Annotated in this window: 15 protein-coding genes and 1 tRNA gene; 11 read left to right on the forward strand and 5 right to left on the reverse strand. The window is 32.2% G+C overall.

The features are described from left to right. Positions 1 to 630 precede the first annotated feature (630 nt). Entirely contained in the window at positions 631 to 1059 is a 429-nt protein-coding gene (locus tag H3T46_RS00680; RefSeq protein ID WP_198197123.1) for a hypothetical protein, read from the reverse strand. A 413-nt stretch (positions 1060 to 1472) separates the two neighbouring features. Here H3T46_RS00680 and H3T46_RS00685 point away from each other — a divergent pair, with 413 nt between their 5' ends. The 10 genes from H3T46_RS00685 (at position 1473) to H3T46_RS00730 (ending at position 9431) form a co-directional block, all read left to right on the forward strand. Further along, a complete protein-coding gene (locus tag H3T46_RS00685) occupies positions 1473 to 3101 on the forward strand; it encodes an SGNH/GDSL hydrolase family protein (protein WP_198197124.1) in 1629 nt (542 codons plus the stop codon). Between the two features lie 259 nt (positions 3102 to 3360). Further along, positions 3361 to 3828, forward strand: a complete 468-nt coding sequence (locus H3T46_RS00690; protein ID WP_198197125.1) for a hypothetical protein — start codon at positions 3361 to 3363, stop codon at positions 3826 to 3828. Between the two features lie 71 nt (positions 3829 to 3899). After that, positions 3900 to 4154 carry a hypothetical protein gene (locus H3T46_RS00695; protein WP_198197126.1) on the forward strand — a complete coding sequence of 85 codons (255 nt, stop codon included), beginning with the start codon at positions 3900 to 3902 and terminating at the stop codon, positions 4152 to 4154. Between the two features lie 279 nt (positions 4155 to 4433). Further along, entirely contained in the window at positions 4434 to 4706 is a 273-nt protein-coding gene (locus tag H3T46_RS00700) for a hypothetical protein (RefSeq protein ID WP_198197127.1), read from the forward strand. Between the two features lie 18 nt (positions 4707 to 4724). Beyond that, positions 4725 to 5078 carry a hypothetical protein gene (locus tag H3T46_RS00705; protein ID WP_198197128.1) on the forward strand — a complete coding sequence of 118 codons (354 nt, stop codon included), beginning with the start codon at positions 4725 to 4727 and terminating at the stop codon, positions 5076 to 5078. Further along, positions 5075 to 5236, forward strand: a complete 162-nt coding sequence (locus H3T46_RS00710) for a hypothetical protein (RefSeq protein WP_196424541.1) — start codon at positions 5075 to 5077, stop codon at positions 5234 to 5236. Before H3T46_RS00705 ends, H3T46_RS00710 begins: the two co-directional genes overlap by 4 nt. A gap of 124 nt (positions 5237 to 5360) precedes the next feature. Next, the gene (locus tag H3T46_RS00715) at positions 5361 to 6770 is read left to right on the forward strand and encodes a P-loop ATPase, Sll1717 family (protein ID WP_198197129.1); all 1410 of its coding nucleotides are present in this window, start codon (positions 5361 to 5363) and stop codon (positions 6768 to 6770) included. Between the two features lie 716 nt (positions 6771 to 7486). Then, positions 7487 to 7738 (forward strand): DNA cytosine methyltransferase, encoded by a 252-nt coding sequence (locus H3T46_RS00720; protein WP_347401006.1) that lies wholly within the window; start codon positions 7487 to 7489, stop codon positions 7736 to 7738. Positions 7739 to 7757: 19 nt separating this feature from the next. Then, on the forward strand, positions 7758 to 8210 hold the full coding sequence (locus H3T46_RS00725) for a very short patch repair endonuclease (RefSeq protein ID WP_155580295.1): 453 nt from the start codon (positions 7758 to 7760) through the stop codon (positions 8208 to 8210). Next, on the forward strand, positions 8211 to 9431 hold the full coding sequence (locus H3T46_RS00730) for a type II restriction endonuclease (protein ID WP_232349958.1): 1221 nt from the start codon (positions 8211 to 8213) through the stop codon (positions 9429 to 9431). It begins immediately after the preceding gene. A gap of 173 nt (positions 9432 to 9604) precedes the next feature. Here the strand turns inward: H3T46_RS00730 and H3T46_RS00735 are convergent, their stop codons facing one another. Beyond that, complete coding sequence (locus tag H3T46_RS00735; RefSeq protein WP_198197130.1) at positions 9605 to 10870, reverse strand: Y-family DNA polymerase; 1266 nt, start codon at positions 10868 to 10870, stop codon at positions 9605 to 9607. A 28-nt stretch (positions 10871 to 10898) separates the two neighbouring features. Beyond that, positions 10899 to 11348, reverse strand: coding sequence for a LexA family transcriptional regulator (locus H3T46_RS00740; RefSeq protein ID WP_110438882.1), 450 nt, complete (start codon positions 11346 to 11348; stop codon positions 10899 to 10901). Positions 11349 to 11864: 516 nt separating this feature from the next. On the opposite strand from H3T46_RS00740, the gene H3T46_RS00745 reads away from it, so the two are divergent. Then, the gene (locus tag H3T46_RS00745) at positions 11865 to 12041 is read left to right on the forward strand and encodes a hypothetical protein (RefSeq protein ID WP_198197131.1); all 177 of its coding nucleotides are present in this window, start codon (positions 11865 to 11867) and stop codon (positions 12039 to 12041) included. A 716-nt stretch (positions 12042 to 12757) separates the two neighbouring features. Here H3T46_RS00745 and H3T46_RS00750 read toward each other — a convergent pair. Together H3T46_RS00750 and H3T46_RS00755 are read right to left on the reverse strand one after the other, a co-directional pair. Continuing rightward, the gene (locus H3T46_RS00750; protein WP_198184899.1) at positions 12758 to 13387 is read right to left on the reverse strand and encodes a restriction endonuclease; all 630 of its coding nucleotides are present in this window, start codon (positions 13385 to 13387) and stop codon (positions 12758 to 12760) included. 783 nt (positions 13388 to 14170) lie between these two features. Next, positions 14171 to 14257: transfer RNA gene (locus H3T46_RS00755), tRNA-Leu, on the reverse strand. Positions 14258 to 14324 lie beyond the last annotated feature (67 nt).

Genomic DNA, 14324 nt, shown 5'->3' on the forward strand with positions numbered 1-14324 from the left:
ACTGTTTTTGTTCTTTTTCTTCGTTTTCATGAGCCTATTTTGAATCTTTACTCTAAATTTTTCGATTATTCTAGATAATAAAAATTCTGAAGAAATCTCAAAAAATATAAAGGTCATTCTTCATATTGCATTAGAGAAAATTATGCTTACACTGATTTTATGGAGAAAGTGCAATGGAATGAAATAATAGAATTGACAATTTTAACACTACATGTTAAATTATTATTCATAATAGACTATTTATATAAATAAAAAAAATTGCAATATTTTATTAAAAAGCGGTGGCTTATTTTCAGTTTAATTCAAAAATATATCAGATTTTTAATAGGTATGGGATCGTTGTATCCTTCACAAAAGTCATGTATCGAAGGTAATTCGCTAGTGCGTTTCATCGATAGCTATTAAGATTTTTTGGGATATATATTCTTTATAAATTAATTATTTGTTGAGAAATTGAGGAATTTTACGGGTGTAAACTTGGTAAATTTTAATTTTCAGGTAAAATTAAAAGAATACCGATCAAGCTGCTGTTTTTACATTTATAGGTTATACCTAGATTCCTTTAGATTTCATCATGGTTATATTTGAATGGCAGCTGATTAATTTCACATATAATGGCAATGATTAGTATTAGTGCAGCTTCAAGGATTGCTGGGACTTGCAGTTTTTTGTCAACACGATTTTGAATGAGATATTCGAAGATTTTGGTGAGAATGTATTGTCAGAACTCACCTTGGTAAGATGTGCTGAAATATAATTTGGTGAAGTTCCAAAGTGTGTTGCCCTATTAATGGGCAGCTGATGAAGTGTATGATGATTGTATAGGGCTTGAAATTGTTGCTTGAATACGTAATGAAGAACGATTGTCAATTGTTCATACTGTGATTTATGAAGATCCTGATATCCAGCTTTATGGTCAGATTCTTTTTGCCATTTCCAGAATGTATGAAAACTTAAATATTTTCTGTTTCTTATCCTAAAAGGAACGAGTGTAGGAATGGGTGAAGGTAGCAAACCATTTACAGTTAATTTTCTAACAAGTTTAACTGGAAGGTTCAAATATGTTTTGAAACAAGTAAGCAGTAATATATCTTATGTTATTGCCGCAAATGATTATTAACAATAATTAACAACGTTTTGTATTTATCAATCAGAATAATGATTATTGGTTTGTGATGTAAAAATAGATTTCTTTTCTTTGGGATATTATTAATGGAAACAATGGAACAGATGGAAGGTTTCAGGATTATTAAGAATCTGTTCAAGAAATATCTATAAAAAATCAAGCTGTTTCTACATTAAATGAAGATAAAGATCATGTATTAGCCATTTTTATTCATATTTAATGAAGCAACGTTGTCAAAAATATAAAACAAACAATGTCGCCATAATATTATGGGTAGGCATTGTTTTATAATATCAATTTAATAAAAACCGTTCTTGTGAACGGTTTTTTTATTAAGGATAAATAGATGAATAATTATTTAATTAATAATAATGAACCTAAGATTTTACCGGAGAATGAACCTTTATGTAAATCGCAAAAAAATAATATTATTGAACAAAATGATCGTGAAATATTTGAGTTGCCAGGTGGATGTCTTGGCAATACCGAATTAAGATTGTTATGCAAGGGACCTACAGAAAAGAAATTCTACAGTTTTTCTGTAAAGAACCGTATGTTGGCTGATGACAAGATTGCTTCTGTGAAGGTCGGTCCTGCCAGTGACAGCAATGTTATGGCTAACAAATACACATTTCAGGATCAGACTTTCACGGTTCGCCTGAGTGGCGGGAAATTGAACCGGAATGTTCCAATTCGTTGTGAAATAACGACAGAACAGGAGGAAACGATTGATTTTGTCTGTATTCTTCCAATTCGTGCGGAGGGTGTGCTGTATGAGAATAATGACGGTATTGTTGTCATTATGGGGGCTACGGGTCCAAAAGGGGAAAAAGGTGAGCCAGGTGAAAGCAAGAATGATAATAAATCAAATATCATAATTCGGGATATTAATATATCATACACGGGCGTATCAATTGTTGATACTTATAATTTTACGATTATAAATCAGGATAAATGGAAAGGTAAAACAGTATCTAAAATCGGTTTTAATGTAAAAACAGCTGGTACTTTAACAGTAATGCTTACAGAAAAACCTAATTCTAATGATTTTACAATTATCAAAAAAACCACGATTAATTTAGTCGTTGGACAAAATTGGTATGATTTAAATTGGGATATTGGGACTGACCAATATATTTCTATAGTAAATCCTACAGATACAGGAAGATTCTTTTTTTCTAACAACAATCCTGATAATGACGGAAAATTTTGTTATTTTGATCCAAAATTGTCATCTTGGAAAGTTACAACAAACGATTTAAATATGGGAATTATCATAAATGACGTTCCAATGACTAGATTAACCTATTTGAATAATAAGAAAATATCAATATTAGGTGATAGTATTTCAACATTTAAATCATTCATTCCAGATGGTTTTGCTACTAAATATCCTTTGGCTGATGTAACATCTGTTGAAGATACATGGTGGTATCAAGTGAAAGATTCATTGGGATATGATCTTTTGGAAAACAATTCTTTTTCGGGTTCTAGGGTTTCGAACGGGGGGAACGGAAGCCTTCAGACAAGATTGAATTCTATTAGTGACGAAACTGACTTGTGTCTGATTTTCATGGGGACAAATGATTTGGGTAATGGGGTTAAATTTGGTGATTTTGATCAGTCGAAAAAGGAATTTGATTTATCTGAATTTACTGATGCTTTTTGTAACGCGATTACAAAGTTACAAATACAATATCCCATGACTAAATTCATTTGGATGACTCCGTTAAAAAGATTTGTTAGCTCATCAGACAATACACAATATGTAAATGCTGGACAGACAGTAGACACCTATACAAATCGAATAATTGAAGTTTGTAACTACTATGGGATTGAATATTTGGATATGAGAGGATTAGGGATTACATCAATGAACCAGACTAGATATTTAGTAGATGGTTTGCATCCAAACAAAGTTGGTATGAAACTTTTATCTGCGTTTGTTTATCAAAAATTATGTAATACTTTTTAAAATTCATTAAGTATAATATATGTTTTATTTAAGCAATATCTACAATTTTTATTGAAATGATCAGTTTCATCATGAATTTTGCCAAACTCCGTATCCAGTGGCTGGATCAGCAATTCAGGTATTACGGATAGGAGGGAATTGCCTGGAGATATCATCTGGTAACATTTTGTTTCCAAGCAATCATATCGGTTGTACAGGTTGTTATTTGGAAATATAATGAATGTTGTCTTTTAAACAGGTATAATAGGAATAATCAATCATGAGAAAGTCAATAGCAATTCTGTTCATGATATTATCAACATTTTTTTTCTCATCATTTACAGGTGTAAAACCTGACAATTTCTTTTTGAATACGTGTTTCACGGTTTCTTCAATTGTATTCTCTGTAGGTTTAATCCTGATTGTAACATTCAATATAACAGGAATAAAAAACAGGGATTATATCAAGAAAATAAGAGATGCTATTCACAATATGAGAAACAAGTTCATATCTTATTTTTCCATGGTTGTAATTATTTACCTATTGGGTAATTACATGAATATCAATGATATCAAGATCATTTCCATTTCCGGTTTTGATATAATGTTTGATTTATCAACTTTCTTTTGCATGATGATAATATTGTCTGTTGCCTATTTTATAATTAATTCATTGGAAATACAAAAACTCAATGAAGATATTTTTGACAGGGTTAACAGGGAATTATCTGAAAATGAAAACAAATAAATTGAAACTAAATAACTGTTAACAAACCACCTCAACAGGTGGTTTTTTCATGTCCGGAAAAGGAAACAAAGATGGCAAATATAATACTCATTATCAAGTCCGTATGCTCTTTTTTATGGAAAGGGAAAGGGTGGATCATGACGGGACTGATTTACCTGACAAGACGAAGGGCCGCGAATAGAAACAACCTGATCAGGACACAGGATGAAGTCATCAAAAATGACCGGCAGACCATTCAGACTGTTCAGGCAATGCGGCAGGCGTCCAATCATTCACCTGGAAACATGGAGGAATTGGAAGATGTGCTGGAGAAAGGGAAATTCTGATGAAACCCATTATTTTACCCGCGGCGGTTTTTCTTGCGGCATGCTCGTCATCGCCACGCGTTGTCTACCGGATTGAATGCCCGCCGTTGAGGGATTACACGTCCCAGTCACAGGAAAAGCTTTCCAGCGAGATCAAGGCGTTAAAACCTGACAGCGAGACCGGCCGTTACCTGCTGGATTACAAAAGCCTGCGTGACATGATCATGGCCTGCCAGAACATCAGAGATACCAGCCACCGCTAGGGTGGTTTTTTTATGTCCATAGAAAAGGAGAGAACAGATGGATTTTTTTACCGAGCTTCTACAATATATCATCAATGTCCTGCCCAGTAATGTGGCGGGTGACGTTGTCGCGGTTGTCACTTTCATCGTGACCCTGTGCACCCTTGTCATACGGTTCTGGAAAGAGCCTGATTCAAAAAGCGGATTGTACGGGCTGTGGTCTCTCATTCATCTGCTGGCCTCTTTCAGGCTGCCAGACAGGCAGGCTGGAAAAGATGGAAAGAACGGGGATGGCACCAATGGAAAACAGGCGGCACCAAAAACACCGTAACCATTGCCCGGGTGAGTGGTGGAGCTCGATACTTCTGGTCATGACGGGAATTTATGCCCTTGCATATTTCATGGCCGGCAGCATCTTTCACTGTTCGTTCGTCAATGGGTTCAGGGCTATCCTTCCGGCCTGTATTTGGGAAGGGTCATTCATACTTACAGGGACGCTGCAGCTTGTTTCATTGATGTGCGGAAGTTTCAGGGGAAGGGGGGTGGCCTCTTTTCTGGCGGCATCCCTTTTCATATGGGGGGTGCTGAACATGCTTGTCTACGAGAGGCACTGGCATTTTGGCATTGTTGCCTGGGGAACATTCGCGCTGGTGAACCTTTACACCCTGGCAAGGATACTGGCGGGGGTGATAAGGGATTATGAATACAGTCTATGAGTTTTGCAAATGGTGGTGGCTGAACAATTGTGAGTGGATCAAGATTCATGATCCCTGGGTCATTCCGATCATAGCGATCTGCATACCGTTAAGCATGGTCATTCACGCCATCTGTGCCATTGTCAGGATTTGGCGGGGTAAGTGAGATAAAAATAATTATATTAATTATCTAAAATTATTACAATATTGCAATACTATAAACGCACAGGTATTATAATGAAATTTTTAAAATTATAAAAGTTGATAATATTATTTTTAGTAATGATAAAATGACAAATCCGATTATTAAAAAAAATAGTAAAATAGGTTTTGCAGACGCTTTAGCTGATAAAGATATTTTATTTAATTGTTTTATCGAAAAAGATGAAGTTCAATCTATATTTGATAAAAATAATAATTATAAATTTTTCATTATAAAAGGTCGTACGGGTTCTGGAAAGACAGCTTTATTACAATATATAAAAAAGCATAATGAAGATATAACACATTCAATAGATTTGACTAATTTTTCCATGAATTATATTGTCAATTCAGATATTTTTAAATTTTTAAATGATATAAAAGCTGATTTAAGTGTTTTGTTTCAAATTTTGTGGAAACATGTTTTATGTTTAGAATTTATAAGAATAAAATTCAAAATTGATGATGAAAATAGATTAAATACCTTTATAGAACGTTTAACCTCTTTATTTCCGGGGAAAAAAAAATATAAGAAACAAAAAGAGATTGCTACTAACTATATTAAAGAATGGGGAGATAATTTTTGGCAAAGTAGTGATGATAATGTTACAGAAGTTATTCGTGGATATGAAGATAAAATAAGTGCGTATTTAAAAACAAACGTATCAAAATTTACAAAAGCAGGTGGGAACGTAGCAGCTCAAATATCTCAAAAAGAAAAGAAAGAAATTACTCAAAGAGTAAAGAAGATTATAAATGGAAAACAGTTGAGCGATTTACAAAATCTTATTGATATAACTGCTCAAGCCTCAGATAAAGATAAGATAATATTTTTTATCCTTATAGATAACTTAGATACTGATTGGTCTGATGAAAGCATTCGTTTTAGAATGATAAGGGCACTTCTTGATACATTAAGTAAATTTATAGAGATAAAAAATTTAAGAATTTGCGTAGCGATAAGAGATGATATTTTAGAGAGAACTTTGTATGAAACGCAAAATATTAGTTTCCAACGAGAAAAAATAGATGATTTTGTTTTGGATTTAAAATGGAACAAAAATGAATTAAGAGATTTAGTTGAAACCAGGATTACTTATCTTTATAAAAAACAATATTCAAAAGAGAATGTCACATTTTCAGATATTTTTTGTGAACAAATTGCTGGTAAGAATACGTTTGATTATTTGATTGAACGAACCTTTATGAGACCTCGTGATATTATTGTATTTATCAATGAATGTTTACTGGCGGCGTCTAATAATAATTCCACCGTTATAACTTCTAATGATATTAAGAAAGTCGCTGAAAAAGAATATTCTAGAAAGAGATTAGTTAGCGTTTATCAAGAGTGGAGTAGTGTTTATCCTGAATTGCAAATAATAGTTAACTATATTTCATATAAAAAATATAAGCGTTTTCCAATAAAATCATTATACTTAGATGATAAAAGATTTAACAGTTTTGTTTTAGAATTAACAGATGAAAAAATAAAATAGCTAATACTGTAATTTCTAAAATAGTTCAAGCATACTTCGATTCTAAACTAAGTGAATTAGATAAAATTAAATTTTGTTGTGAAATATGTGCTCGTTTATATAGGGTTGGTATAATTGGCATTAAAATTGCTAGTGGTGATGCTTTAGATTATGCACATATAAATAGACCAATCGTCGATTATAATGAACTTAATGAAGATATGTTTGTATCGATTCATCCCATGTTTTATTCTGTTTTAGGAATTAATTCAAAAGAAAAGAAATAATTTTAATATTTTTACCTTAGGCGTTTTGATGATTTAATGATATTTCCGTTCCCTGACTATAAACCAATTTTAGATATTTTAAAATTGAAATTATATGGAGTTAAACTGGAATTTTACTTGGATAACCAAAATTTAAAAAATTCATTAACTTATTATAAATATAACAAAGAAGAGACTGAACGTACTATACAAAGAGTTATTAAAAAGATGATATTTTATCAAAATAAATCCTTAATTATTAAAGATTTGCAATATTCTATTTCGCGTGAAAAATGGAAATATAACTAAAAAATTTTTTTAAACAGATTATAGATCTTAAGCGATTGGACGCTCATTCAAAACAGTTTCTTTATATTTTCGTCCATTAGCTTTTTTTTATTGTCTTTTCCCCATTGTTAGAAGAAAAACGCGGGAAACGGTTTTGGTTTTGGACTGTGCGATCATGACAGTGTGGCCAAAACATTGTCGGAACGCTATTACAAGGACGGGTCTGAAATCCTTGTCTCACAGGGATGCGATAAAAACCCGAGACGGTTGACCCCGAGAGAATGTGCGCGGCTGATGGGATTTGACAGGCCTGGGCAGTCAGATTTTAAAATTCCCGTTTCGGATACCCAGGCATACAGGCAATTCGGAAATGCGGTCGTGGTTCCTGTTGTTGAGGCTGTTGCCAGTCATATACTTCCCCATTTGCAAAATTGATGGGTGTTTCATTATTAAAATGATCGATATTGTTGATCAGAAAACCAGAAGTAGAATAATGTCGTGTATTCGTTGTAAAAATACAGCTCCTGAAATGTTTATACGCAGAATATTGCATTCACGAGGTTATCGTTACAGGTTGCATGATATTAAACTGCCCGGCAAGCCAGATATGGTTTTTCGAAAATATAATGCTGTAATTTTTATTCATGGCTGTTTTTGGCATGGGCATGACTGCCATTTGTTTAGGATGCCTTCATCAAGAGTGGAATTCTGGAAAAATAAGATAGAGACAAATAAGAAAAGGGATATGAATGCTATTTGTAATCTTAGGGAACTTGGTTGGAGGTCGATGATTATATGGGAGTGTGCCATTAAGGGGAAAAAAAAGGTTTCTGTAGAAGACCTGGTGTCTATTACCGATTACTGGTTTCGTAAATGTAATGATAATATGCAAGTTAGAGGAAAGTAAATGGCCTCATTAAATGAACTTTCTTATTGGCTGAATGAACAGAGAAGAATGGATAGGGTCTGGTATGTAAAACGTCTTTCAGCCAATGATACTTTGGCATCAGGATCTCATCAGGCTGGTCCTTACATGCCTAAAAAGCTGCTTATGGATCTTTTTCCATCATTGCAATATAGTGGTAAAAAAAATCCAAGGGTTACATTCGAACTGCGACTTGACAGTTGTCATGATATCAGGGATGTAACGGCAATATGGTATAATAACAAATGGCATGATGGTGGAACTCGAGATGAAGTGCGTATAACAAACTGGGGAGGTCAGCATTCGGCTTTGCTTGAACCTGAAAATACGGGTTCTTTGGTCATTTTTTCTTTTCAAAGACAACAGGGACGGGATGTTTCTCTTTGTAATGTGTGGGTGTGTGATCATGTAACAGAGGAAGATTTGATTGAAAATCTTATAGGAGTTATTATTCCCGGGAAACATATTATTCGATCCTGGGATAGGAATTGCTTTGAAGAAAAGAACAAAACCAATTCTTGTTGCTTGTCACCAGAGAATATACCAGAAGATTGGAGAAATAACTTTCCGACAACTATAGATATTTTTAAAAAAGTAATTGAGTTAATACCTGATATTGGTGATACTATCGATGAGCGTCTTATTAGACGTAGAAATTGTGAATTTGAGCTTTTTAGAAATATTGAAAAAAATATAGAGTTTTCTTTTATTCAGCAGGGATTTAGTACGATTGACGCATTTCTTGAAACAGCAAAAAAAATTTTGCAAAGAAGAAAAGCACGGTCAGGTCGTTCGTTAGAGCTTCATCTCAGAGAGATTTTTTTAGAAGAGAAATTAAAGGAAGGGTTAAATTTTTCATATCAACCAGAGACGGAAAATGGTAAAAGACCAGATTTTGTTTTTCCATGTGAAAATGCCTATAAAAATCAACATTTTTTATCAAAACAATTGAGAATGCTGGCTGTTAAAACAACATGTAAGGATAGATGGAGACAAATATTAAATGAAGCGGATCGTATCCCAGTTAAACATTTGTTCACATTGCAAGAAGGGGTTTCGGTAAATCAGTTTCAGGAAATGTGTGAATCAAATGTTAGATTGGTGGTGCCAAAACCTTTAATAAATAAATATCCTTTGGAAATTCAAGGACATCTTCAAACCCTAGAATCTTTTGTGGGAGATGTGCGTTTATTGTCCAATTAATATAGATGCGAAAATTTATCGTGATAGTTTTCTGGTAAACTTATATCTTTTAAAGATAACTTATCAAAAGCGGGTGTAATTTATATATTGTGATTGCCATCTTTTCCGTTATTTAATAAATTTTTCAAGATAGAATAATAATTATTCTCAGATCAATTTACTCAATAAGAATTTTAAATTCGTAATTTCAATATTTCATCCCATCGTGTTGTATAGCGTTGGCTCAACTGTTCCCGTTTAAGGTGCCATCTTGCCTTTTTTCTCTGTCCACCTATGAGAATCGTATGAGATCCCATTTGTTGATTAATCCTGTCGATCACTTGCATAAGACTATTATTGCGCTTGATTGATTGGTCATTTTGGGTATGGGTGAAAAAATCGAGCTGTCTTTGATTTTTATGGATGATATCCAAAAGCATTATGCCTGCTTTATGATAATGGTATTCAGCCCTGAAAATTTTACGAAGCCCTTTTTGAGCAGCCCTGATGATTTCTCGGCTATCATCTGTAGGATATGGCATGGATATGGCAAAGGAAGGGTTGTATTGTAACGATTGATCGTGAAAACGGTTGGTTCTTAAAAAAACCAGAACAGCATGGGTAATGGAATGCTGTTTTCTTAATTTTTCGGCAGCTCGGCAAGTATGCAAGCGAATGGCTTCCTCAATATCAAACAGGTTGTTGGTACTTTGACCAAAACTTCGAGAAGCGACTATATTTTTTTTTGGTGTATGAAAATCTGTCAGTTCAATACAGGAAATTCCTCTTAATTCCAGAACAGTACGTTCCAAAACAACTGAAAAATGCTGTTGCATAAATTTGGGGCTGCAATTTTTTAATTGCCAGGCATTTTCAATACCCATTGCGATCAGTTTGGCATTTAAGCGACGGCCGATGCCCCATATTTCAGAAATTGGTAAATTTTCAAGAATATGTCTAAAATCAGGACCATGAATATCTAAACAGAAAATACCTTCATGTTTTTTATCTTTTTTAGCGATATGGTTGGCTATTTTTGCAAGAGTTTTGGTGGTTGACAGACCAATGGAAACAGGGATTCCAGTGTTTTTCTTAATGATTTTTTGAACATGGCGACAATAATTATTGGTTTTCTGATCTCTATTTAAATGAATAAATGCTTCGTCAATAGAATAAAGCTCAACATGATAAAAATAATTCTGAACTGTTTCAAAGACACGTTGGCTCATATCACCATAAAGTTCGTAATTGGAACTTAATAAAGTGATTTTCTCTTGTAAATCCGAAGGAATTTTAAATGCCGGCATTCCCATGGGGATGAAAGGTTTAAGCTCGTTAGAGCGGGCAACAACACATCCATCGTTATTTGAAAGAATACCAACCGGATGATTTTCCAATTTTGGATTAAAAACACGTTCACATGAAACGTAAAAATTATTACAGTCAATTAATCCAATCATTATTTTATTTATTATGGTTGAACAGTTTTTAACGATTGCGGTTTCTGAAAGAATGGATTGTATGAATGACCACTCCCCAGATCATGGTTTCTTTATCCTTGATTTCTATAGGGGGGTAATTAGGGTTGCCAGATTTCAAATAAGGGATATTGTTTTTAATTGCCAAAGCTTTACAGGTTAACTCTCCATCAACAGAAACAATGACAATATCACCCTGACGGGGATCTAGCGATCGGTCAACTACCAAAAGATCATGATCGAAAATACCGTAATCAATCATGGAATCTCCAGAAACCCGTATGTAATAAGTTGCAGAAGGATGATCAACTAAATGTTCTGTGAGCTCCAGTTTCCCTTCAAGATAGTCATCTGCAGGAGAGGGGAAACCCGCTTTCACCAGCATTTCAATGTGAGGTAAAAAATATCTGCGTGTGTCAGGATGGACAGGGTGAATGGAAACTATTTCTGTCTCAACCATAATTTGATCTCCATAAATAATTTTTTGGCTGACTATAAAAGTTAATTTTCTATTAATCAATGAAAGAATAAAAATTTTTATAGTTATTTGAATGACTTATTTGGCTTTGTTATCAAGTTTGAGATATGGGATCATTTAGGATAAACGGATTAATTATTTAATAGTAAGAATGAATTTTAAAGTCCGAAAAATTACAATCTAGATATTGGGTAATTATAACCGATATAAATCGTTAAAGTTAATGAATATATTTATTTATACCATGAATTATATATATAAATCAGATGGTTATCTTTTGAGATTGGAGTGTATTCAGTAATTGATTTTAGTTTTTATTAGGTTAAATTATGAAATTTAGATTTATACAGACAATTTTTATGAGTATATAATTATAATCTTGTTATATCGCTTAATATATGTTGCGGGTTCTTAAATGAAACCTATCATCGATATGACGAAATCATTATTACAAAACGAATGATAACATATCGTTAGCTGTATCTCAATTGAAAATCAATGACCAAATATCAAGTTTTAGATGGATCAATTGTAAAGTGTCCATTAATCAGGTTTGTTCCAGATATACAATCTATGTTTACATCGGGACAGCAAATATTACAGCTTGGTGGTGATATGGAAAAATTCCCATTGGTGCGAATATACATGATGTTAATGGATATTATGGGAAATTAGTAATTTTTCCTGATTAAATTACGACACCAAAAATTATGGAACATCAAATAATTAGGTCATTCTTCCGCTTCTTATTCTTTCACTGCACCATGTATGTTAGGTGAATTTAAAAGATGATATAAATTATCATTATGTTTGTGTAGTGGCCAATCACTGGAAAAATTTATATTATCATATTTTTAACTAAAAGTAATAATATTGAAACAAATGGTAATAAAGATGGTAAATAATCCTAATATTAGTAAATTAAAAATGAAGAAATTTTTTCTTTGAAGATGCGGTAAAACATTACTAAATATAATGTTTAGAATTATAGCCACCCTACGGGGTGGTTTTTTTATTAATGTATTTATATATTCAAAAAATCAATTATTTATTTTATTATATATATTTAATGAATTAGTTTAAATATTAAAATAATATTTTTTAAATGCAAAAAAATTATTAATTTTTAAAATTGAAAACTAATATGTAATGATATATAATAAATATGTTTTAAAAAGCCGAAAAATAGAATGAGAACAAAAGGTGCTTAAACAAGTTTCCAATTCTATTTTCCGGAAGCGAAATGTATTATATGGAATGATATGAAGATATTCAATACTTATTATTAAAAAATTAACTGTTTTTTTATATTTTAATTATAAAATTATTTAAAAAGCATTGAAATTCAAATAAAAATTGAACTAATAAATTTTTGTTGATTTGTATAAAAGTCAAATTGATTTTGATTTTGTTTTCAGCGACAGTTTTTTGGCAAATTGTTGCAATAATTCGTGATGCAACAAGGCAACTTGAACTGAACTTGCCAATTGTCGGGCGGAAACAGTATAAGAAGCATTGGAAACAACGGCGGCATAATCAGCGTGATAAAATTCTTTTGCCGATAAAACTTCTTGCACTGCTTTGTTGCCAACCGGTTTGGTATACAATTTGCATTGTAAAATTAATGTCTTGTTGTTTTTATAGGCAATAACATCGGCTCCCTGATCGCCACTAGCGTTTGTTACCTTAGCATCCCACCCAATCTGTTGCAGTAAATTTGCACAAAATGCTTCATATTCCAGAGGTTTTAGATAATTGACGTTATTAACATTTTGTTTTTTTTCTAAATTTGTTTGTTCAACAATTATATGAATATGTTTGACTAGTTGTTTTTTGATTGATGGTAACAAATCAACAAGATTTTTTTTTGTCAGACGCGGACGAATTCTAGTCTTAATAAATCGTTGTATTTCTTTGAACCATCTATCTTCGATAATGGAGCCATAATCATCTTTATAACAAAGTTGTTCTCTTTTAAGTGTTAATATTTTCCGATGACGTTTTATTTCATTGATTGCCAATTTCATAGCTCTTTTTTTACGGTAAAAGCTTGTAAATTTCAGGAATGAATTTCTAAGTGTAAATTTCTTGCGGATAGTAAAGATAGTTATAAAAACAATAATAAATATGAAAATCCGTTGATATGGATATGTAAATATTAAATTTTTAAAATTATATAAAATAAAAAAAGTTGTATTATTTGTATAAGAATTTTTTTCCTCTGAAATAATTTTCAAAGCCGTATTGAACATCGATGTTGTTCCTTGTAAGGAAAGTTCGATAGTTTGATTGGGAAATGTAATGTATGCGTTTTTTTTTGTAATAATTTCTTTTACAAATATATTGCTTTGGTCCGTATTCAATGAGGTTTTATATATGAATGGATGTGTATTTTGCTTTTTTTTTAAATAGTAAGAGTGATGATCGGTTTTGAAAACAATTGAGGGTTGCTTATTAAATTGATTATCGAATTGAATAAGGGCTAGCTTGATCAATATGGGTTGATTGGTCTTTAAATTGATAAAAAAATTAAATTTTTTTTCTTTTTTTTTAATAATTATTTGATTGTTGGTTACAGATTCTATTTGCCAATTATTGGTTGCAGCTTGTGATGCAAAAGGATAAAAAAGATAAAAACTGAAAAATAATAAGTTAAAAGCAAATTTAGGTAGCATAAACAAATGAATAGGGGTTTCGTGAGATATTTTTTTAATAATTTATGAGAAAATTGACAAAGATTTATATTATTTTATACAATTCAATAGTGCCAAATATCATTTTACATGATTAGTTTATCATTTTTATGGTGCCCAAAAGAAGACTCGAACTTCCACAGCCTTGCGGCTACAGGTACCTGAAACCTGCGCGTCTACCAATTCCGCCATTTGGGCTCTTAAATATATTGATACTTCTTACTGATGTTCTTATAGTTGGTCAATGGAATTTTTGATTTTTTTA

It is taken from the genome of Commensalibacter sp. M0133, from assembly GCF_016101485.1.
Classification (GTDB): Bacteria; Pseudomonadota; Alphaproteobacteria; order Acetobacterales; family Acetobacteraceae; genus Commensalibacter; species Commensalibacter melissae.

Bases quoted from the DNA above. Each gene is read 5' to 3' on its own strand.
- H3T46_RS00685 (WP_198197124.1), top strand. From the start codon at position 1,473: ATGAATAATTATTTAATTAATAATAATGAACCTAAGATTTTACCGGAG.
- H3T46_RS00690 (WP_198197125.1), top strand. From the start codon at position 3,361: ATGAGAAAGTCAATAGCAATTCTGTTCATGATATTATCAACATTTTTT.
- H3T46_RS00695 (WP_198197126.1), top strand. From the start codon at position 3,900: ATGGCAAATATAATACTCATTATCAAGTCCGTATGCTCTTTTTTATGG.
- H3T46_RS00700 (WP_198197127.1), top strand. From the start codon at position 4,434: ATGGATTTTTTTACCGAGCTTCTACAATATATCATCAATGTCCTGCCC.
- H3T46_RS00710 (WP_196424541.1), top strand. From the start codon at position 5,075: ATGAATACAGTCTATGAGTTTTGCAAATGGTGGTGGCTGAACAATTGT.
- H3T46_RS00715 (WP_198197129.1), top strand. From the start codon at position 5,361: ATGACAAATCCGATTATTAAAAAAAATAGTAAAATAGGTTTTGCAGAC.
- H3T46_RS00725 (WP_155580295.1), top strand. From the start codon at position 7,758: ATGATCGATATTGTTGATCAGAAAACCAGAAGTAGAATAATGTCGTGT.
- H3T46_RS00730 (WP_232349958.1), top strand. From the start codon at position 8,211: ATGGCCTCATTAAATGAACTTTCTTATTGGCTGAATGAACAGAGAAGA.
- H3T46_RS00735 (WP_198197130.1), bottom strand. From the start codon at position 10,870: ATGATTGGATTAATTGACTGTAATAATTTTTACGTTTCATGTGAACGT.
- H3T46_RS00740 (WP_110438882.1), bottom strand. From the start codon at position 11,348: ATGGTTGAGACAGAAATAGTTTCCATTCACCCTGTCCATCCTGACACA.
- H3T46_RS00745 (WP_198197131.1), top strand. From the start codon at position 11,865: ATGACCAAATATCAAGTTTTAGATGGATCAATTGTAAAGTGTCCATTA.